Source organism: Gordonia sp. SL306 (assembly GCF_026625785.1).
GTDB lineage: Bacteria > Actinomycetota > Actinomycetes > Mycobacteriales > Mycobacteriaceae > Gordonia.
Map to the genome: position 1 here is coordinate 3,353,515 of NZ_CP113063.1, position 19,595 is coordinate 3,373,109.

At 64.7% G+C, this 19,595-nt stretch carries 19 protein-coding genes; 13 read left to right on the plus strand and 6 right to left on the minus strand.

Annotation, left to right across the window (positions count from 1 at the left end; all coding sequences use genetic code 11):
• The first annotated feature begins 6 nt into the window (after window positions 1–6).
• The 3 genes from OVA31_RS15315 to OVA31_RS15325 are packed head-to-tail and all read left to right on the plus strand — an operon-like array spanning window position 7 to window position 3,784.
• A complete protein-coding gene (locus OVA31_RS15315) occupies window positions 7–1,230 on the plus strand; it encodes an MCE family protein (protein WP_267627470.1) in 1,224 nt (407 codons plus the stop codon).
• Window positions 1,227–2,369: an MCE family protein gene (locus OVA31_RS15320; protein WP_267627471.1), complete on the plus strand. Its 1,143-nt coding sequence runs from the start codon at window positions 1,227–1,229 to the stop codon at window positions 2,367–2,369. Before OVA31_RS15315 ends, OVA31_RS15320 begins: the two co-directional genes overlap by 4 nt.
• Entirely contained in the window at window positions 2,366–3,784 is a 1,419-nt protein-coding gene (locus tag OVA31_RS15325; protein WP_267627472.1) for an MCE family protein, read from the plus strand. Before OVA31_RS15320 ends, OVA31_RS15325 begins: the two co-directional genes overlap by 4 nt.
• A gap of 202 nt (window positions 3,785–3,986) precedes the next feature.
• On the opposite strand, the gene OVA31_RS15330 is transcribed toward OVA31_RS15325, so the two are convergent.
• Window positions 3,987–4,664, minus strand: coding sequence for a hypothetical protein (locus OVA31_RS15330; RefSeq protein WP_267627473.1), 678 nt, complete (start codon window positions 4,662–4,664; stop codon window positions 3,987–3,989).
• On the minus strand, window positions 4,661–5,641 hold the full coding sequence (locus tag OVA31_RS15335) for a hypothetical protein (RefSeq protein WP_267627474.1): 981 nt from the start codon (window positions 5,639–5,641) through the stop codon (window positions 4,661–4,663). The genes OVA31_RS15330 and OVA31_RS15335 overlap by 4 nt, the downstream gene beginning before the upstream one ends.
• 346 nt (window positions 5,642–5,987) lie before the next feature.
• On the opposite strand from OVA31_RS15335, the gene OVA31_RS15340 reads away from it, so the two are divergent.
• Both OVA31_RS15340 and OVA31_RS15345 read left to right on the plus strand, forming a co-directional pair.
• Complete coding sequence (locus OVA31_RS15340) at window positions 5,988–7,445, plus strand: aldehyde dehydrogenase family protein (protein ID WP_267627475.1); 1,458 nt, start codon at window positions 5,988–5,990, stop codon at window positions 7,443–7,445.
• Window positions 7,446–7,600: 155 nt separating this feature from the next.
• Window positions 7,601–8,674 (plus strand): phosphotransferase, encoded by a 1,074-nt coding sequence (locus tag OVA31_RS15345; RefSeq protein WP_267627476.1) that lies wholly within the window; start codon window positions 7,601–7,603, stop codon window positions 8,672–8,674.
• Window positions 8,675–8,877: 203 nt separating this feature from the next.
• Here OVA31_RS15345 and OVA31_RS15350 read toward each other — a convergent pair whose 3' ends face one another.
• The gene (locus OVA31_RS15350) at window positions 8,878–9,678 is read right to left on the minus strand and encodes a VOC family protein (protein ID WP_267627477.1); all 801 of its coding nucleotides are present in this window, start codon (window positions 9,676–9,678) and stop codon (window positions 8,878–8,880) included.
• A 163-nt stretch (window positions 9,679–9,841) separates the two neighbouring features.
• Here OVA31_RS15350 and OVA31_RS15355 point away from each other — a divergent pair, with 163 nt between their 5' ends.
• Together OVA31_RS15355 and OVA31_RS15360 are read left to right on the plus strand one after the other, a co-directional pair.
• Window positions 9,842–10,453: a TIGR03086 family metal-binding protein gene (locus OVA31_RS15355; protein ID WP_267627478.1), complete on the plus strand. Its 612-nt coding sequence runs from the start codon at window positions 9,842–9,844 to the stop codon at window positions 10,451–10,453.
• Window positions 10,450–11,025, plus strand: coding sequence for a hypothetical protein (locus OVA31_RS15360; RefSeq protein WP_267627479.1), 576 nt, complete (start codon window positions 10,450–10,452; stop codon window positions 11,023–11,025). The genes OVA31_RS15355 and OVA31_RS15360 overlap by 4 nt, the downstream gene beginning before the upstream one ends.
• On the opposite strand, the gene OVA31_RS15365 is transcribed toward OVA31_RS15360, so the two are convergent.
• The 3 genes from OVA31_RS15365 to OVA31_RS15375 form a co-directional block, all read right to left on the minus strand.
• Window positions 11,000–11,503: a C40 family peptidase gene (locus OVA31_RS15365; protein ID WP_267627480.1), complete on the minus strand. Its 504-nt coding sequence runs from the start codon at window positions 11,501–11,503 to the stop codon at window positions 11,000–11,002. The genes OVA31_RS15360 and OVA31_RS15365 overlap by 26 nt on opposite strands.
• A gap of 87 nt (window positions 11,504–11,590) precedes the next feature.
• Window positions 11,591–11,992, minus strand: coding sequence for a hypothetical protein (locus OVA31_RS15370; RefSeq protein WP_267627481.1), 402 nt, complete (start codon window positions 11,990–11,992; stop codon window positions 11,591–11,593).
• A gap of 4 nt (window positions 11,993–11,996) precedes the next feature.
• Complete coding sequence (locus OVA31_RS15375; RefSeq protein WP_267627482.1) at window positions 11,997–13,211, minus strand: Rieske 2Fe-2S domain-containing protein; 1,215 nt, start codon at window positions 13,209–13,211, stop codon at window positions 11,997–11,999.
• A gap of 238 nt (window positions 13,212–13,449) precedes the next feature.
• Here OVA31_RS15375 and hsaA point away from each other — a divergent pair, with 238 nt between their 5' ends.
• From hsaA to OVA31_RS15405, 6 genes are all read left to right on the plus strand, one after another.
• On the plus strand, window positions 13,450–14,634 hold the full coding sequence (gene hsaA / locus OVA31_RS15380) for a 3-hydroxy-9,10-secoandrosta-1,3,5(10)-triene-9,17-dione monooxygenase oxygenase subunit (protein ID WP_164307373.1): 1,185 nt from the start codon (window positions 13,450–13,452) through the stop codon (window positions 14,632–14,634).
• Window positions 14,635–14,703: 69 nt separating this feature from the next.
• Window positions 14,704–15,615, plus strand: coding sequence for an iron-dependent extradiol dioxygenase HsaC (hsaC, locus tag OVA31_RS15385; protein WP_267627483.1), 912 nt, complete (start codon window positions 14,704–14,706; stop codon window positions 15,613–15,615).
• Between the two features lies 1 nt (window position 15,616).
• Complete coding sequence (hsaB, locus tag OVA31_RS15390; protein WP_267627484.1) at window positions 15,617–16,189, plus strand: 3-hydroxy-9,10-secoandrosta-1,3,5(10)-triene-9,17-dione monooxygenase reductase subunit; 573 nt, start codon at window positions 15,617–15,619, stop codon at window positions 16,187–16,189.
• Entirely contained in the window at window positions 16,186–17,403 is a 1,218-nt protein-coding gene (locus tag OVA31_RS15395; RefSeq protein WP_267627485.1) for a hypothetical protein, read from the plus strand. The genes hsaB and OVA31_RS15395 overlap by 4 nt, the downstream gene beginning before the upstream one ends.
• The gene (locus OVA31_RS15400; RefSeq protein WP_267627486.1) at window positions 17,400–18,197 is read left to right on the plus strand and encodes an SDR family oxidoreductase; all 798 of its coding nucleotides are present in this window, start codon (window positions 17,400–17,402) and stop codon (window positions 18,195–18,197) included. The genes OVA31_RS15395 and OVA31_RS15400 overlap by 4 nt, the downstream gene beginning before the upstream one ends.
• Complete coding sequence (locus tag OVA31_RS15405) at window positions 18,190–19,371, plus strand: sulfotransferase family protein (RefSeq protein ID WP_267627487.1); 1,182 nt, start codon at window positions 18,190–18,192, stop codon at window positions 19,369–19,371. The genes OVA31_RS15400 and OVA31_RS15405 overlap by 8 nt, the downstream gene beginning before the upstream one ends.
• The last annotated feature ends 224 nt before the right edge of the window (window positions 19,372–19,595 follow it).

The window sequence follows — 19,595 nt, forward strand, 5'->3', positions numbered from 1 at the left end:
GCACCGATGACGAGGCAGACACGGACGGTCGTGATCGCCGCCGTCCTGATCGTGGTGGTGGTCGCGGGGCTGGTCGTCGGCTACCGCCAGCTGACCCGGCCGACGACGATCGATGCGATCTTCGACACCACCACGGGGATCTACGTCGGCGACGATGTGCGGGTCTCGGGTGTGAAGGTGGGAAAGATCGCCGCCATCGAACCCCAGGGCGAAACGGTCCGCATGGAGCTGAGCGTCGAGCACGGTGTGAGGATTCCTGCGGATGCACGAGCGATCATCGTCGCCCAAAATCTCGTGGCCAATCGTTACGTGCAGCTCGCGCCGGCATATGCGACGAGTGGTCCCGTGATCCACGACGGCGCGACGATCCCGCGCACACGCACCGCAGTCCCTGTCGAATGGGATGAGATCAAGGACCAACTGACGCGACTGGCAACGGATCTGGGCCCACAGGGTGGCGTATCGGGGAGTTCGGTCGGACGGTTCGTGGACAGCACCTCACGCACACTCGACGGCAAGGGCCGCAAGCTCGGCGACACGCTGGGCGAGCTCGGCAACCTGGCCCAGCTTCTCGGAGAGAACACCGGGAACATCACCGACACCATCCGTAATGTCCGAGCCTTTGTCAGCGCGGTCCGCGACAGCGGCACACAGATCGTGCAGTTCGAGAATCGTCTGGCAACCCTGACATCGGTGCTGAACGGCAGCCGATCTGATCTCGACAAGGCTCTCACGACCTTGGCCCGCGCAGTGCAAGACGTGCAACGCTTTGTGGTCGACAACCGGGATGCGGCATCCGAACAGGTGCGACGACTCGCGTCCGTGACCCAGATCCTGGTCGATCACGACGCCGATGTCGAGCAGCTGTTGCACGCGTTCCCCACCAATCTGTCCAACTTCTACAACATCTACAACCCGGACACCGGCACGGAGGCGGGCGTGTTCACCGTCAACAACTTCTCCAATCCGATCCAGTTCATCTGCTCGTCGGTGGCCAGCATCGAGAACCTGACCGCGGCCGAAGGTGCGAAGAGATGCCGCAAGTACCTGGGCCCGATAGCGCCGATGCTCGCATTCAATTATCTTCCCGTGCCGGTGAATCCGGTGCTGGGTCCGGACGCGTCGAATGTGATCTACAGCGAGAAGAGCCTGATGCCGAGCAAACCGCAGGGAACGAGCGCGCGGTCGCGGGATCAGCTTCTCCTGCCGGGACAGGGAGGCCGACGATGATCGGACGATCTCGCCGAACACGTGTGGTGCGAGTGGTTCTGACCTTGCTCTGTGTGGCGATCCTCGGTGCCGGATGCCAGTGGAACGGGGTGAACTCGCTGCCGCTGCCGGGGACGGTCGGGACCTCGAGAGCCGACTATCACATCACCGTCGAGATCGCGAATGTCGGTACTCTGTCCGAGAATTCGCCCGTCTTCATCGATGACGTCGAAGTGGGCAGCGTGGGGCATATGTATGTTCGCGACTGGCATGCGGTGGTCGATGTCCGGGTGAAGCGCGGGACAGTGGTGCCGGGCAATGCGAAAGCGACCGTGGGCCAGACGAGCTTGTTGGGTTCCATGCATCTCGCTCTCGACCCGCCCAAAGGCGAGCCGCCGGCAGGCCGGCTTGCGCCCGGCTCGAGGATTCCGCTCGCTCGTTCTGCCTCGTACCCGTCGACGGAAGAGACCCTTGCGGCCGTGTCCTCGGTGGTGAACGGCGGTGGAATGGGCCAGTTGGGCGGGATCATCCGATCCCTCAATGACGGATTCGGCGGGCGGGAAGACGACACCCGCGAACTCCTGGGACGGATGTCGACGTTCGTCAACACACTGAATCGCCAACGGGGAGATCTCGTGGACCTGCTGACACAGGCTCGTCGTCTGAGTTCGGGATTCGCCGCCCAGAACGACGTGATCGACGCGGCCCTGCAGAAGATCCCGCCCGGCCTGGCCGTCTTGGAGCAGCAGATGCCGAAGATCACCACAGCAGTTGACCGGTTGCGGGTCTTTGCCAACACCAGCACGGGAGTGGTCACGCAGATCCAATCCGACCTGTTGTCTGATCTACGTCACCTTCAACCGACATTGAGATCGCTGGCCGACGTAGGTCCGCAGATGAATGCCGCGCTGGCATATGCGTTGGTCTTCCCGTACGGACAGAAGGTGATCGACCGAGCGGTACGGGGCGACTACCTCAACCTCCATGCGACCATCGACCTGACGGTGCCGCGACTGAAGAAGGAACTGTTGCTGGGCACCCCATTGGGCGATCCGAGTGAGACGGTGCCCTTCGCTCCCGGAGACCCTGGCTACAGCCGGCAACCGACCCACAACCCCTTGTTCTTCCCGATTGCGCCCAAACGTCGAGGTGGCCGATGATCCTCTCGCGGTTCGTACGTGCCCAGCTGGCCATCTTCACCGTGGTGGCGATCATCGCCACGTGGATGATGCTGTTCTCCTATATGAAGGTCCAGTCGAAGATCGGGGTCGGCCGGATCAACGTCACGTTGCAGGCCGACCGCACCGGAGGTCTCTACAAGTTCGCGAATGTGAGCTACCGTGGCGTCGACGTGGGACAGGTGACCGATGTCAGCCTTACCGACACAGGAATCCGGGCCACGCTCTCGATCAGCAGCGATCAGCACATCCCCAGCGACCTCGAAGCGGACATCCGGAGCATGTCGGCGGTCGGCGAGCTGTACGTCAATCTCCGGCCGAAGACGAGCAAGGCTCCGTATCTCCACGACGGTTCGGTCATCGAATCCGGCGAGGTGAATGTCCCGCCTCCGGTCGCGCCCATGTTGGAGAAGCTCAACGGACTCGTGACCAGCATTCCGAAAGATCGTCTGTTCACCCTCGTCGACGAGCTGAACAACAGCCTCGGTGGGCGAGGCTACGATCTGCAAAGACTGCTGACCTCGTCGTCGACGCTCGCGGCCGGACTCAAGGATGTCGGGAACGACACCAGTACCTTGTTGAAAGATTCTGTACCTCTTGTGGACTCGCAGGTCGACAGCGTCGATGCGATCCGCATGTGGACGACCAACCTCGAGGGTTTCACGGGTCAAGTGGTCACCAACACGCCGCAGGTGCGCAGGCTGCTCAGCTCTGGTCCCGGCTTTGCCGACGAGGTGGAGAAGACATTGGACTCGGTCAAGCTGACCTTGCCGGTTCTTCTTGCCAACCTGACCACGGTCGGCCAGCTGGCGGTGACCTACAACGCCGGCCTCGAGCAGATCCTCGTTCTTCTGCCGCCGGCGATCTCGATGATCCAAGCGGTACAGCCGAATCGCAATGGCACGCAGTGGGGACTGGGGACCTTTCGGATCAGCGGAACCTCAGACCCGCCTGCTTGTACTGTCGGATTCTTGCCGCCGTCTAAGTGGCGGCCCCCGGAGGACACCACCACCATCGATACACCGAGCGATCTGTACTGCAAGTTGCCGCAGGACAGCCCGATCGGGGTACGTGGCGCGCGCAACATCCCGTGTCTGGCCCATCCGGGCAAACGTGCGGCAACCGCGGCCATGTGCAACAGCGACAAGGAGTTCAAGCCCCTGGCCACCCGGCAACCCGTGGTCGGACCCTATCCGCCGGATCCGAATCTGCAGCGGCAGGGCATCACACCCTCGTCCTACAGCGGTGGCGGATCGTCGAGGACACCATCGGTGGGCGCGGCACAGTACAACCCGGACGACGGCACCTATGTCGGTGACGACGGTACCGCTTACCGACAGACGAATCTCACGCGGCCGGGACGCGCGTCATCGTGGCAGGGAATGTTTCCGCGATGACGTCACGCCCCGACCGACGGTTGACCCGAGAGGGCCGCGACCTGGTCTCGGCCCTCTCTCTCGTGGCGAGTGGGAGTCGGAGCGGCTCATCCGCTGACGCCACCCACCAGACAAGTGCCGGGCGTGGATGATCACCACCGACAGATCCACCGCTCGCCGAAACGAGCGGTGGATCGAGGTGGTCGTGGAGCCGTGAAGTAGCTCAGACCGGATCGAACGACGAGATCAGCCAGTTGCCATCCACCCGGTGCAGCGCAACTTTCACGCTGCTGGAGGTCAATTCGGGGTCGGGCTTGGTCTTGCTCGTGGTCGACTGGTTGACGAACGCCAGGATCTCCGCATCATCTGCGGACAGCTTTGACACCGCTGAGCGCACCACCTGTGCCTTGGTCTCGACGTTGTTCTCGGTGGCCGCTGGTTTTACCACCTTTGCGGTGAATTCCTTGTAATACGTCAGGAATTGGCCGGTGAGGTGCGACTGGCCCTTCGCGAGATCGGCGTCGAGGGATTTGGGCGAATAGGACAGTAATGCCACCGTGCCGTCGTTCGCCGCGGCCACCGCCTCGCGTGCCGATTCGCCGTTGGTGGCCTGGTCATCGCGGTACACGGTGGCGTAGGCGGTGCTGGCGGCCGCCACGGCCGCGATCGTCGATATACCCAACGCGATCGGCACGAATCGCCCCCGGCTGAATGCCGAACGGACTCTGCGCAGACCGCGCCGCGGTGTCTGTTGCTGTGCGTCGGGCCCGGCGTCATCCGACTCGACGTCAGCGTCGAGGGCGGTATCCGGGTCGATGTCAGGTGCGCTCTGCGCGGAGTCCGACGAGGTGTCGTTGTCGACGAGATCGGCGTCGGCCTCGGACGTTCTGGGCATGCTCATGGTACGAAATCCACCTTCGAGATCTTCATCGTTCCGTCGACGTCGGACACGGTCACGCGCAGACGCCATGTCCGTGGTTCCTGCTTCGCGCCTGCGGCGTTGGTGACATCCGAACCGGCCGAGACCAGGATGACGGCGTCGTCACCGTTCATCGATTCGACAGCCGATCCGGTGACCTTGCCCTTCGTGGTCACCTTCGATTGTTCGATGACCGACGTGAAGTCTTTTGCACGGCCCTTGAAGTCGTTGTAGAAGGCGCCGGTGGATTGGTCGAGAATGCGTTGGACGTCTCGTTGCGCGTTGTTGAAATCCAACGATGTGATCGCGGTGACCCCGCGGTCGGCGGCGGCCGTGAACGCCTGTGCACGTTCGTGTTCGGATGTCGCCGTGTGGTGATGCCAGCCGATGAGGGCCGTCGTCACGAGTGCCGCGACGGTGATCACCGACATCACCGTCACCGCGATTCCTCGTTTCGTCGGTCGTCGAAGTGACGGCTTCCGAAGTCGAGTGGCCTTCGCGAGTCGGCGAATTCTGCTCGGCCGGTCGGTGGAGTCGTGTTCCGCAACAGCATCCGAGGCGGCTCGACCGGAATCGGCAACGGCCGTCGAACCGGCGGCGGAGGGGGGTGGGTCGGCAGCGTCGCCCGCGACGGCAGCGCCCGCGACGGCGCGCTTTTCGGCAATCTCCGCGGCGTCCGCGGCGTCGTCGATGGCCGTCTCGGGACCGGTCGCGTTGTCGGTATCGGACCGCGGCTGCACGCTGTCGGGTTCTCTGTCGGTGGGCGCCTTCACCTCACCACGCTGCGTGCGTGCAACGCGTGCGCGGGCCAACGCGGCATTTGCGCGGGCTCGGGCGGCGGCCGCCTCGGCCTCGGCAGCGGCGACCTCGGCCTCTGCCACCTCGAGATCGGTGGCATCTTCGGATGGATCGGTGGACGGGGCGACCTCGTCCGACCCGTTCAGGAGCGATCGCGTCATGTCCGTGTCCCCCGAATCGTGGTGGATGTCCTGGCCTCGCCGTCAGGGCGGGTCACCCACGGTTCGGAGCCCCCCGCGTTGCCATGGTCTTCTGCGTCTTTCCGTTTCGGATGGCTCACCATCTCTCCTTTCGCGCCCCTCCGCGGCCCCGGCATCCGCATCCCGAACAGTCGTGTGCGAACCACTCTTCCCAGTTCCTACGTGGCGGCGCATGTCGATGACAAGGGCACTCCCGACCACCGAGATGGTGCTGGACATCCCCTGGGCCGGTGGATCACGCTCTCGCGAGAGCGGTCCGATGTGTGGGCCTTCCGCAGAGAATCACCGAGAAGCGAAGGGGACGAAGATGACGGTGCAGTCGGTGCTGGACGAGATCCGCGACCTACCGGGAACAGGGGAGGTGATTCCCATCGTGGACCCGGCGACCGAGGAGCAGATCACCGAATTCACCGACGTCGGTCCCGAAGCAGTCGACAACGCGGTCGCGCAGGCGAAGAAGGCCGCCGACTCCGGCGTGTGGTCGGGTGTGCCCGACTACGATCGCGCCAAGATCTTGTGGCGGGTCGCCGACCTGATCGATGAGAACGCCGATCTGCTCGCCGATCTCGAGTCGGTCAATGCGGGCATACCGCCGTCGCAGGCCAAGGTGATCACGGCGGTCGGTTCGGAGTGGTTCCGCTATTACGCCGGCTGGTGCACGAAGATCGACGGAATCGCACGAGATGTGAACACCGGTGGTCTGACGGGCGTCGAGTCGCATATGCACGCCTACACGTTGAGAGAGCCGTACGGTGTTGTGGGACTGATCTTCCCGTGGAACGGTCCGGTGTTCAACTTCTGCGCCAAGCTCGCGCCCGCGCTGGCGGCGGGGTGCAGCACGGTCGTCAAGCCTGCTGAAGAGACGCCACTCTCGGCGCTTGTGCTCACCCGAATCCTGGCCGAGGCGGGGGTGCCCGACGGCGTGGTGAATCTCGTGAACGGCTATGGCCACACCGTGGGCGCCCAGATCACCGCGCACCCCGACGTCGAGAAGGTCGCGTTCACCGGCTCGACCGAGGTCGGCAGGGAGATCATGCACGCTTCGGCGTCCAGCAATCTCAACAAGGTCACCCTGGAACTCGGTGGCAAGTCACCGGTTCTCATCTTCGACGACGCCGACCTGGACACGGCGATAGCGATGGCGGGCTTCGGCTGCTTCCTGCACTCCGGGCAGGTGTGCATGTTGGGCTCGCGCATCTTCGCGCAGCGGGGTGTCTACGAACGCGTCGTCGAGGGCATCGCCACGATGGCGAACAATCTGTTGCTGGGCGGACCGCAGGACGAGGGCGCCATGATCGGCCCGCTCATCAGTGAGAAGCAGCTCAATCGCGTGATGGGTTACCTCGATCAGGGCCGCAGCGACGGCGTCGAACTCGTGACGGGTGGACATCGCCTCGACCGGAAGGGGTACTTCGTGCACCCGACGGTGGCCACCAAGGTTGATCCGTCCACGAGCAGGCTGTTCCAGGAAGAGATCTTCGGGCCGGTCGTCACCGTCCTGCCGTTCGATGACGAAGACGAGGCCATCGCGCTCGCGAATGACACGGATTACGGCCTCGCCGGGACCATCTGGACCTCGAATCTTGCTCGAGCGCATCGCCTTGCGAAGAGGGTGAAGGCAGGGACCGTGGGGCTGAACTGCCAGCTCCAGTTCGACCACTCGATGCCGTTCGGCGGGTACAAGCAGTCCGGCTGGGGCTACGAGGCCGGTAAGGCGGGTGTCGACACCTACCTGCAGTCGAAGACTGTCTGGGCGCAGATGTAATCACCTCGGACCCGTGGCCGCGCGGAGCGGGGCGCCGGCATGGCGAGGCCGGCGCCCCGCTCACTTCGTGGAGAGCACCGTCATTCCGGACGCCGAGGTCTCGGCGCGACCTGTTCCGCATTCTCATCGGTCCGAACGACTACAGGAGATGGCAGATGACCGCAGTGCAGCTGACTGTGCCGAGAGACTGGGGCGACATCGCCCCGGAATGGATGACCGCCGTTCTTGCCACCCACCATCCCGATGTCGAGGTGTCGGGAGTCGAGGTGCAACTGCGCGACGACGGCACGAACCGTCGCGCCCGTCTTGGAGTGACCTATGCCGAAGGGATCGGGCCGGCGACGGTGTTCGTCAAGGCGGCTGATCCGGAACACGTTGTGCTGCACAAACTCACGAGCGGCCTCTTCCATGAGCCCCGCCTGTTCAACTCCGGGGTGACGCTGCCGGTCGAGTGCCCTCTGACCTACGCCGCCCTGATGGAGCCCGACGACGACAACTTCTGCCTCGTGATGGAGGACATGGCCGCGCGAGGCGCCGACATGCGTGATGCCACCCGGCCGTTGACTGTTGAGCAGGCGGCCAACGGGGTGCGTGCGCTGGCTCGTCTGCACGGCCGATTCTGGGGGGATCGCGTCGCGTCGGAACCGTCGCTGGATTGGCTCGAACCGTTCGAGACGTGGGAGGGCATGGATGCGGCGCCGATCGAGCAGGCGTTCGCCCATCTCGGCGACGATGCGCCTGAGGAGGTGACGTCCCTGAGTATCGGTGAGCTGATCGATGACATCTGGAAGCCCTACATCCACACGCTGACCGCCGGACCGCAGACGTTGCTGCACGGTGATCCGCACATCGGCAACACCTACCTGCTGCCTGACGGTGAAGTCGGCTTCCTCGACTGGCAGGTGGTACGGCGCGGAAACTGGTCGCTGGATCTCGGATACTTCCTGCAGGGAGCGCTGACAGTCGACGATCGACGACGCAGTGAGCGGGATCTGCTCACCGAGTACCGCGACGCGCTCGCGGTGCCGGAGAGCGAGAAACCCGGTGCTGACGACATCCTGCTGGGTTATCGGGCATCGGCTGCGCATGGTTTGACGCTGTGGCTCTGCACCGCGAGTGCGGGTGAACTGTGGCAGCGTCCCGACATCGCCAGGGCACTCGCCGGCCGGTATTCGTCGGCATACGCCGATCTCGATACGCGAGAGGCCATTTCGCAGATTGCCGGTTGAGGGGTACCTTCCGCTGGTCGAGTAGGCACCGAGCGCCCTTCTGCTGGTCGAGTAGGCACCGAGCGTAGCGAGGCGCCGTATCGAGACCACTTGCGGCTCAGATGGTCTCGATACACCGCTCGCCTAGCGGCTCGCGGCTACTCGGCCGGCGGGTGGGGTGGCTGGTGGCTACTCGTCCGGCGGGTGGGTCGCTCGCCTCAGGCCTACATCCCGGCAGGCGGATGTCCCAGGGAGATGATGGCGCCCAGCGGGTCGGTCACGGCGGCCAATGTGCCGTACGGCGTCACCTCGCCGGGCATCAGGACCGTGCCACCGAGTGACTCGACCTGGGATACCGACGCCGCGACGTCGTCGACGGTGATGTAGACCTGCCAGAAGGAGGGCACCTCCGCCGGGTGGATCTTGGCGGCGTCCATGATCCCGGAGTAGGAACTGTCGCCGATGAACATCTGCCCGTAGTGATCAGGTCCGACGGCATCCGGGTCGCCCCCGGTACCAACCTCCTCGATGCGCGCGCCGAGTACGGCTTTGTAGAACTCGATCGACTTCGCGTAGTCCTTGGAGTGGGACTCGAACCAGTACGGCGTGCCGTGGTCACCCCACTGGCTGAAACCGTGATGCTGATTCGGCTTCCAGAATCCGATGGCGGCACCCGCGGTGTCGGTGGCGACCATCATGGTGCCCTCGTCGCCGACATCCATCGGCGGGAACATGACGCTTCCTCCGGCCTCCTCGATCGCCTTGCCGGTGGCCGCCGGGTCGTCGGTGTGCAGGTACACCGACCACACGTTGGCCGGCCCGCCCGCCTCGGCCATGTAGGGACTCAGTCCCGCGACGCGCTTACCGTTCTTGGTGAAGTTCTGGTAACCACCGAACTCCTCACGCGGGGGTCCTTCGACATCCCAGCCGAAGAGTGCGCCGTAGAACTCCACGGCTTTCGCCGGATCACTGCTCATCAGGTCGAACCAGATCGGTGCGCCGACCGGTGCCGAATAGTCGCTCATTGCCGAGTCCTCTCACGGGGTTGGGATCGTTCACACTGTTGACCTCAAGCGTGGCGGAAAATCATCGACGACATGCCGGATTTGCCGGACACCGATGAGAACCGGCGACCTGCGTGGTCGACACCTTCAACGGACCGTCGTCAGACCGGAACGAGGAGCCCCCATGCAGTCCACCGATGTCACCTATGCAGCACAGATCTCCACCGCGGCCGACGCGATGCTCGGCCTGGCGGCCAAGGTCGACGACGACATGCTCCACCGACCGACGCCGTGCGTGGGCACCGACCTCGGTGCGCTCCTGGCGCGCGTGATCGGGCTGAGCGAGGCCTTTGCGGCCGCCGCTCGAAAAGATCTGGGCCCGTCGACATCCACGGCGCCGCAGGTGTCGGAGAGTGTCCTGCCCGACGATTGGCGGGCGACGCTGCCGTCCATGCTGCGTGACCTCGCGGCGAGCTGGCAGCGTCCGGACGCGTGGCAGGGGATGACGCAGGCCGGCGGAGTCGATGCGCCGGGGGCGATCATGGGCACCATCGCGCTCTCCGAACTCGTCCTCCACGGTTGGGATGTGGCGCGCAGCATGGGTGTCGATCTCGAACTACCCGACGGCATCTTGCAGGTCGTCTACGACTTCCACCATCCGCCGCAGCCGCAGAGTGAGCGTGAAGGGATGTTCGGGCCGGTCGTCGAGGTCCCGGAGGACGCCAGACTCGTCGATCGGTTGGCGGGGCTGACCGGCCGCGACCCGTTCTGGCCGCATGGCACCCTGGAGGAATGACCGACGGAGTCGACCGACCACGGCCCGACCACGTGCGCCGATGGACCTGGCCTGCCGGGTTGCTCGGCGGACTACTGCTCGTCGCGTTCAGTCTCGTCCCGTGGGGTGTGTCCGATCAGGGGGTCAAGCCGTCGGTGACCGGTCTCGGCCGGGTCTCGGTGCCGGGCGCGGCGCCCGAAGACGTGGCCTTCCTCGAGGACCTCACCCGCAGACCGGGGCTGATCACCGTAGTCGTCGGTGTGGTGATCGCGATCGCTGCCGCGCTGGCGTGGTGGCGATCGGAGTTGCGGTGGCCCGCCGTCGTGGTGGTGGGGGTCGGGTCGGTCGTCTCGCTGGTCGTCGCCGTCGTGACATTGTCTGATCCCGGCAAGCATCTGTTCGAATCCCGGGTCACCGACGCCGTCGATGCCGACACACCGATCATCTCGGTCGGGTACGGCCTGGTCGGGGTGCTGGTCGTCAGTGTGGTGCTCCTCGGCCTGATGATGTCGACGGTGATCATCGGACGAGACGGTGCGGCGGAATCCGCACCCGATCCGGACGTGGCTAGCCCAGCCGACGAATCGTCTTGAGCGGGGGCATGCGATCGAGCGGCGTGAAGCCGATCGGCACCCCGTTCGGGCCATACGCGTTGAACACCTGGCCGAAGCCTGCGTAGATGCCCACGTGGCTGGCATCCCGCCAGAAGATCATGATGTCGCCCGGAGCCAGGGCCCCGAACGGGATGGCGTGACCCACCCGTGCCTGCTGCTGGCTGACCCGTGGGAGCTGGATCCCGGCTGTGCGGAACGCCCATTGCACAAGGCCTGAGCAGTCCCACGAGTTGGGCCCGGTCCCACCCCACTTGTACGGCTTGCCTATCTGCGTCACGGCCGCGTTGAGGGCCTGCACGCCCGCCGGTGTGGATACCGGGAGGTAGATCTCCATCGACCCCGACGAACCGGACGAACCGGTGTCCGCCAAGGCTGGGGGCTGCGCCGCGAATGACGCGCCGATCGCAATACCGGCCGCACACGCGATGCCGGCTACACGACGTCGAAGATTCTGCATGTCAATACAGTGACCGACTCGGCACGAATCGGCTCAACCTTTGGTTGAGATCGGGGCAGAAGTGGCTGAAGTGGCCTGTGGGGCGTGTTACCAGTAGCCGTCGGGGTCGCTGTCCGGCGACTCACCCGGGATGATCCCCTCGGCGACGCCGTGATCGATGCTGGCCGACATCCGTGGGCATGTCGGCATCATCGCGCCCGGCAGGAGTGCCCGGCCCGTGTTGCGGTCCGGTTCGAGTTCGTTGCACCGGGCGCGTGCCTCGGTGTTCCACTGGACGCTCGTATGAAACGAACTGGTCTTCTTGACCAGCACACAGGCGTGGCAGCTACGGCATTCGATCTCGCGCATGCCACCGCGCAGATAGTGGTCGCGGTCGCGCGCGGTGGCGTCGTGGACAGCCGCGCGCCGGTCGGGATCGGCATGGAAGTCGGGCGCCTTGGCCCATTCCGATGACCCCGTGATCCCGCCGCGCTCGGCCGCCCGCGTCATCGCCTCAGACCTCGGCCTTCTCCGAGGACTCGGCGTTGCGGCCATCGGCCGCGGCTTCCTCCTCCTGGCGGCGCAGGTTCTCCTGGATCTCGACGCCCCAGCTCTCGAGGGCCTTTTCCGTGTCGATCTCGTATTCGAAGCGCTCGGACATCTCCTCGGTGACGTCGGCCTTGTCGACATAGAACTGCTCGTACCAGCGACGGAGTTGATAGACGGGACCGTCTTCTTCGACCAGGAGCGGGTTGTCGATGCGGGTCTTGTTCTTCCAGATCTCGACGTCCTGGAGGAAGCCGACCTCGACACCCGCCGAGATCTTCGTGGCCATCTTCGAAGCTTGCTCGGCGGTGAGGCCATCCGGGACCTTCGCCATCACTCCGTACATGAGAACGAACGAGTTCTCGTCGATCGGGTAGTGGCAGTTGGTCAAGATGGTCTCCACCGCGTATCCGCCGTAGTACTGGACCATCGGATTGAGCATGTAGGAGGGGCCGTAGTACGCGGCGATGGACTCCAGGCGGCTGTCGCCGTAGTTGGTGCCCAGCGAGATGTCGGGTCGCCCGTGCGAGTTCATGTACTGCGCGGCGATCTCACCCTCGAAGACGTTCTTGAAGTAGTCCGGAAGGGCGAAGTGCACGTAGTAGAAATGCGCCATGTCGACGACGTTGTCGATGATCTCGCGGCAGTTGGAGCCCTCGATCACGATCCGGTTCCAGGTCCACGCGGTCCATTCTTCGGAGCCGACCTCCTCGAGGTCCGGGATGATGCAGTCCTCGGGAGGCGGGTTGCCCTCCGGATCGTTGTAGACGAATATCTGTCCGTTGCGCGTCATCGTCGGCCACGCCCGGGTCTTGGCGAGCTTCGGGTTGCGCTTGGCGTAGGGCACGGTGGCGCACCGGCCGTTGCCCTTCCACTGCCAGCCGTGGAACGGGCACGCGACGTTGCCGTTCTTGACGCTGCCCTGACTGAGGTCGCCGCCCATGTGCCGACAGTACGCGTCGAGAACGTTGACATTGCCGTCCTCGTCGGCCCAGACGACCAGCTTGGTCCCGAAGATCTGCACCGAGTGCGGCTTGCCGTCGGTGTACTCCGACACCAGGCCCAGGCAGTGCCAGCCGCGTGCGAATCGCGTGGGTGGTGCGCCCGTGTCGATCTCCCGGACGTCGACATCGTCACCGGCGGGGGCTGTGGCGCCGGCCTTCGTGTCGGGTGTCGCAGACATCCATTACTCCTGTCATCTGACGCGTGACTCGCCCGTTCGGTGCGAATCGGCTCACTGCCAATACTAGAACATGTTACAAAAATGGGGAACGAATCGCCCATCGAGGTGTAGATCGGGGCAGGAAATGGGCACAAAGGCCCAGTGCTCGACATAAATGAGAACGTGTTCTAATCTCAAACACGAACGAGAACCAGGGGCGACCTCGACGGTCGTCGAGCAACGAGTAGGAGCAGGCGACATGCCTAGTCAGCGGAGCGAAGCGGCCGAGCAGGTCCTGGAGAAGATCAACGCGCTGCTTCCCGAGATCGAACAACGGGCTCAGCAGACCGAAGACCTGCGTCGAATCCCGGACGAGACCGTCTCCAGCCTCGAAGGCGCAGGTTTCTTCAAGCTGATGCAGCCGGAGCAATGGGGTGGATACCAGGTCGACCCGGTCACGTTCTACGAGGCCGTCCGCCGGATCTCCACCGCCTGCGGCTCGACGGGCTGGGTGTCTGGCATCATCGGCATCCACAACTGGCACCTCGCGCTGTTCACCCAGCAGGCCCAGGAGGATGTCTGGGGCAAGGACACCTCGGTTCGCATCTCCTCGTCGTACGCCCCGATGGGCATGGGCGAGGTCGTCGACGGCGGATACAAGGTCAACGGCAACTGGGCGTTCTCGTCGGGATGTGAGATCGCCGATTGGGTCTTCGTGGGCGGTCCGGTCATCAAGAACGGGAAACCGGTGGACTTCGTGTCCTACCTGCTCCCGCGCGAGGACTACAACATCAAGGACGTCTGGCATGTGGTGGGGCTCAAGGGCACCGGCTCCAACACGATCGAGGTCAAGGATGCGTTCGTGCCGACGCATCGCGTGCTGAGCATGCGCACCATGGCCACCTACCAGAGCCCGGGCCTCGAGCGGAACACCGCGCCGGTGTACAAGATGCCCTGGGGGACAATCCATCCGAGCACCATCTCGACCCCGATCGTCGGCATGGCCTACGGCGCCTACCAGGCGCATGTCGAGCATCAGGGCAAGCGTGTGCGCGCGGCATATGCCGGGGAGAAGAGCAAGGACGATCCGTTCGCCAAGGTGCGGATCGCCGGCGCGGCAAGCGACATCGACGCCGCGTGGCGTCAGCTCACGGGCAACCTGCAGGACGAGTACGACCTGATCCTCGCGGGTGAGGAGCCGCCGATGGAGCTGCGACTCGCGGCGCGCCGCGATCAGGTGCGGGCCACCGCCCGTGCGGTTGCCGCGATCGACACGCTCTTCGAGAACTCGGGCGGTGGCGCACTCAACCTGGATTCGCCGATCCAGCGGTTCTGGCGTGATGCCCACGGCGGACGTGTGCACGCGGCCAACGATCCCGAGCGCGCCTACGTCGCCTTCGGCAACGGCGAGTTCGGCATCCCCATCGGCGACAGCATGGTCTGATCGGCGGGCCCTTCGAGACGCTCGCAAGCTCGCTCCTGCGGGAGCGGTCGAACACAGGAGTCAGAACAGATGAGTGACAGTCCGATCCGGTCTCTCGGATACATGAGGATCGAGGCCACCGACGTCGACGCCTGGCGCGACTACGGTCTCAAGGTGCTGGGCATGATCGAGGGGAAGGGGCTCACCGACGGCGCCCTCTACCTTCGGATGGATGACTTCCCGGCTCGGCTGGTGATCATCCCGGGCGAACACGACCGCCTGGCGAGTTCCGGCTGGGAATGTCCGAATGCCGAAGCCCTGCAGGATGTGCGGGATCGCCTGTCGGCGGCCGGAGTCATCTTCCGGGAGGGTAAGGACGACGAGCTCGCGGACCGCCGCGTGGTCGAGATGATCGTCTTCACCGATCCGGCGGGCAACACCATCGAGGCGTTCCACGGTGTGGCGCTGGAGCATCGCCGGGTGGTCAGCCCCTATGGTCACAAGTTCGTGACCGGCGAACAGGGACTCGGGCACGTGGTGCTGACGTGTGATGACGACAAGGCGGCCCTGGCGTTCTACCGAGATGTGCTGGGGTTCGGTCTCCGTGACTCGATGCGCCTACCGCCGCAGGCCGTCGGCCGGGAGGAGGGCGACGAGTCGCCATGGCTTCGCTTCCTCGGCTGCAACCCGCGCCATCATTCGCTGGCGTTCCTGCCGATTCCCAACAGCACCGGGATCGTGCATCTGATGCTCGAGGTGGAGAACTCGGACGACGTCGGGCTATGTCTGGATCGCGCGCTGCGCAAGAAGGTGAAGATGTCGGCGACCCTCGGGCGACACGTCAACGATCTGATGCTCTCCTTCTACATGAAGACACCCGGTGGCTTCGACGTCGAGTTCGGTTGCGAGGGAAGAACCGTCGTCGACGACGAGTGGGTGGCGCGGGAGAGCACCGCCGTGAGTTTGTGGGGACATGACTTCACCGTCGGATTCCAGAACTGAGATGACACACACACCGTACGGCTCGGCGGACTTCGACTCGAGGCAGTTCCGGACTGCGATGGGGCAGTTCTGTACGGGCGTCACCGTCATCACCACGACCGGTGAAGACGGGGCGCCGGTCGGATTCGCCTGCCAGTCCTTCGCCGCCCTGTCCCTGGACCCTCCGCTCGTGATCTTCTGCCCGATGAAGACCTCGCGGAGCTGGAAGGTCATCGAGCAGACCGGCAAGTTCTGTGTCAACGTGCTGTCCAACCGCCAGCAGGACGTCAGCGCCGCGTTCGGAGCCCCGGGTGACGACAAGTTCCGCACCATCACCTGGGACCCGTCGCCGGCTGGACTGCCGGTGATCCGGCATGCCCTGACGTGGGTGGAGTGTGACGTCGAGCGGGTCACCGATGGCGGGGATCATCACATCGTCATCGGTCGTGCACTGACCTTGGGTGATGTGTTGCAGGACAAGCCGTTGCTGTTCTACCGCGGCGGATACCTGTCCACCGAGCATCCGCGGGTGACGCCCGCACAGGCCGAACTGGAGAATTTCCTCACCTGGACCGGAGGCGACACCTGGCTATGAGCTCACCGACGAGCGAATCAACCGACACGGGGATCGTGCGTCCCGTCGATGTCACGCGGCCACTGACCGATGCGATCGCCGAGGCGGAGAGGTTGATCGCCTCCGCCGAGTTCGTGGAGAGCGAGCAGGATCTCGCCGAGGGGTACGACTACCTCGGTGGGAGTATCGCCGCGATCGTGCAGTTGGTCCGGACCCGGCAGAAGAGCCACCCGAACTTCATCACGTCGACCGGACCGACGACGAAGATGGGCCTCGACAACCCGGACACGCTGTACTACCACGCCGACGTGGAGGCCGACGGCACTTATGTGGTCCGCGGACACCGTGGCAGCACAGTCGATCTGAGCTTCCAGGTGCTCGCAGGCGATTACACGGCGTCGAACGTCCCCGGCGGTGATGATGCGTTCGACGATCGCCGAATCCCGATCGATGCGGACGGCAACTTCGAGATCACCTTCGGCCCGCCGATCGACGATCAGCGTGACGACTACTTCGTGTTGGCGGAGGGTGCCTCGATGCTGGCGGTCCGTGAGGTGTACGGCGACTGGTCGCAGAGGAAGGGATCCATCTCCATCGAACGGTCCGACACCGTCGGAACCGCGCCGGAGGAACCGGATCTCGCCCGCGTGACGCGCCGATACGCAACGGCGGGCAAGATGCTCACATCGCGGATCAACACCTGGTTCAACTTTCCGAAGTGGTTCTACCTGGACGAGCCGGTCAACACCTTCACGGCGCCTCGGCTCACTCCTGGCGGGCTGGCGACCCAGTCGTCGTCGGTCGGGCATTTCCGCCTGGCCGACAACGAGGCGATGATGATCACCGTGCCGAAGTCGGATGTGCCGTACCAGGGTTTCCAACTGGGCAGCATGTGGTACATCTCGCTCGATTATGTGAATCACCAGACCAGCCTCAATTCAGCGCAGGCGCAGGTCGATCCGGACGGCATGATCAGGATGGTCGTGTCGCGGCGGAATCCGGGCGTCGCCAATTGGATCGAGACCACCGGACGTACCACCGGGATCATGCAGTTCCGCTGGCAGCGCACCGATCACCCGGTACCGTCAGAAGGCGGACCGACGGCACAGGTGATCGACATCGACGATGTCGAGGCGCATCTGCCGTACTGGTCGGACAATGTCATCGACGGGGCCGGATGGGCCGAACGAATCGCGGCGCGCCAGCGTGCTTTTGCCGAAAGGATGTTGGGATGACGTCATCGGTCTCCGGAGGACTGCTCGCCGACAAGGTGGTCGTGGTGTCGGGGGTGGGGCCGGGTCTGGGTAGATCGATCTGTCTGCGCGCCGCGGCCGCGGGCGCGAAGGTCGTGCTGGCCGCGCGTACCGAGTCTCGCCTGAAAGAGGTCGCCGCCGAGGTCGATGATGCCGGCGGCACGTCGTTCGTGGTGCCGACCGACATCACCGACGACGATGCGGTGAACGGACTGGTGGCGGCGACGATCGGCGAGTTCGGTCGGGTGGATGTGGTGGTGAACAACGCGTTCGCACTGCCCTCGATGAAGCCGTTGGCGCGCACCGACTTCGATCACATCACCGCGAGTCTCGATCTCACCGTCCTGGGTACGCTCCGGGTGATCAAGGCCTTCACCGATTCGCTCGCCGAGACCGACGGAGCCTTCGTCAACATCAACTCGATGGTCATCCGGCACTCCGAACCGCGTTACGGAAGCTACAAGCTGGCCAAGTCGGCGATGCTCGCGATGTCGCAGACACTCGCGACCGAGTTGGGCGACAAGGGTATCCGGATCAATACCGTGGCGCCCGGATACATCTGGGACGATCAGTTGAAGTGGTACTTCGGCGAGGTGGCGAAGAAGTACGGGATCACCCAGGAGCAGGTCTACGAACAGACCGCGAGCAAATCGGATCTCAAGAGATTGCCCGAGCCGGATGAGATCGCCGAGGCGGTGGTGTTCCTGGCATCACCGATGGCCAGCGCGATCACCGGCCACACCCTCGACGTCAACTGCGGTGAATACCATGACTAGTGCGGCTCGCGTGCCAGGCGCCGGGAGCGAAGCGAGCGGGCCGCGTCTGAATGTCGGCACGGCCACCGATCTGCACGAATCTGCCATGCGAGCAACGGGTCTCGACGACTTCGGTGATCAGGACGACTACCGCGAGGCGCTGGAGGTGCTGCTCGAGTCGTACGCACGGGACGCGGACCTCACCGAACTGGGCAGCAAGATGTTCCGCTTCTTCCTCAAGGGAGCGCTGATCGCCCGGCTGTTGTCCGAGTCGTCGTGGCAGGCCAATCCGTCTTACGTGGACGTGCCCGTCACGCGACCGATCTTCGTGACCGGGTTGCCGAGGACGGGCACCACGGCTCTGCACCGACTCCTCACCGCGGATCCCGCACACCAGGGATTGGAGATGTGGCTCGCGGAGTTCCCGCAGCCGCGTCCCCCGCGCGACACCTGGGCGTCGAACCCGGTGTATCAGCAGATCAACGCCGGACTCGAGAAACATCACGTGGCGAACCCCGAGTTCATGGGTCTGCACTACCTCGACGCCGGTGAGGTCGAGGAGTGCTGGCAACTGCTGCGACAGAACGTCATGTCGATCTCCTACGAGTCGCTGGCCTATCTGCCCACCTATTCCCGGTGGCTCGCGCAGCAGGACTGGACGCCCACGTATCAGCGGCACCGCCGGAATCTGCAGATGATCGGACTGAACGATCCGGAGAAGCGCTGGGTCCTCAAGAATCCCAGCCACATGTTCGCACTCGACGCGCTGATGGCCGCCTATCCAGATGCGCTGGTGATCCAGACCCACCGGCCCCCGGAGACGATCATCGCGTCGATGTGCAGCCTGGCCGAGCATGCGACCCCGGGATGGTCGAACACCTTCGTCGGAGACAAGATCGGCGAGGCGCAGCTCGAACTCTGGTCGCGAGGGCTGCGCGAGTTCGAGGCCGCGCGCCGCAACCACGACCCGGCGCAGTTCCTCGACATCGATTTCACAGATCTGCGCAGCGACCCGTTCGGCACCGTGGAGCGGGTGTACTCGGCGCTGGGTGCGGAGTACACCGCCGAGGCGCGCAGCGCGATGGAAGCCCTCGATGCCGAGAGCCAGTCGGGCGCACGTAAACCGCAGCACCAGTACAGTCTTGCCGACTATGGACTGACCGAAGGCGCCGTCGCGGAGGCTTTCGCCCGCTGAGCGGTCCCCTGAGGAGTAGTCGGTACCGATCGGTTCGCTACTCGCTCGATGACGAACTGCTGGATGACGAGTCGCCGGCCGACGATCCGCTCTCAGAACCGGACCCGGCCGGGCTGGTGGCTCGCCCCCGTGGCGCAGTGGCAGACCCCCTCGGCCGCTGACGACCTGGTCAAGGCCGCCGTGGCCGGTCGATAGCAGGAAACGTGGGATTCACCGCAACCGAG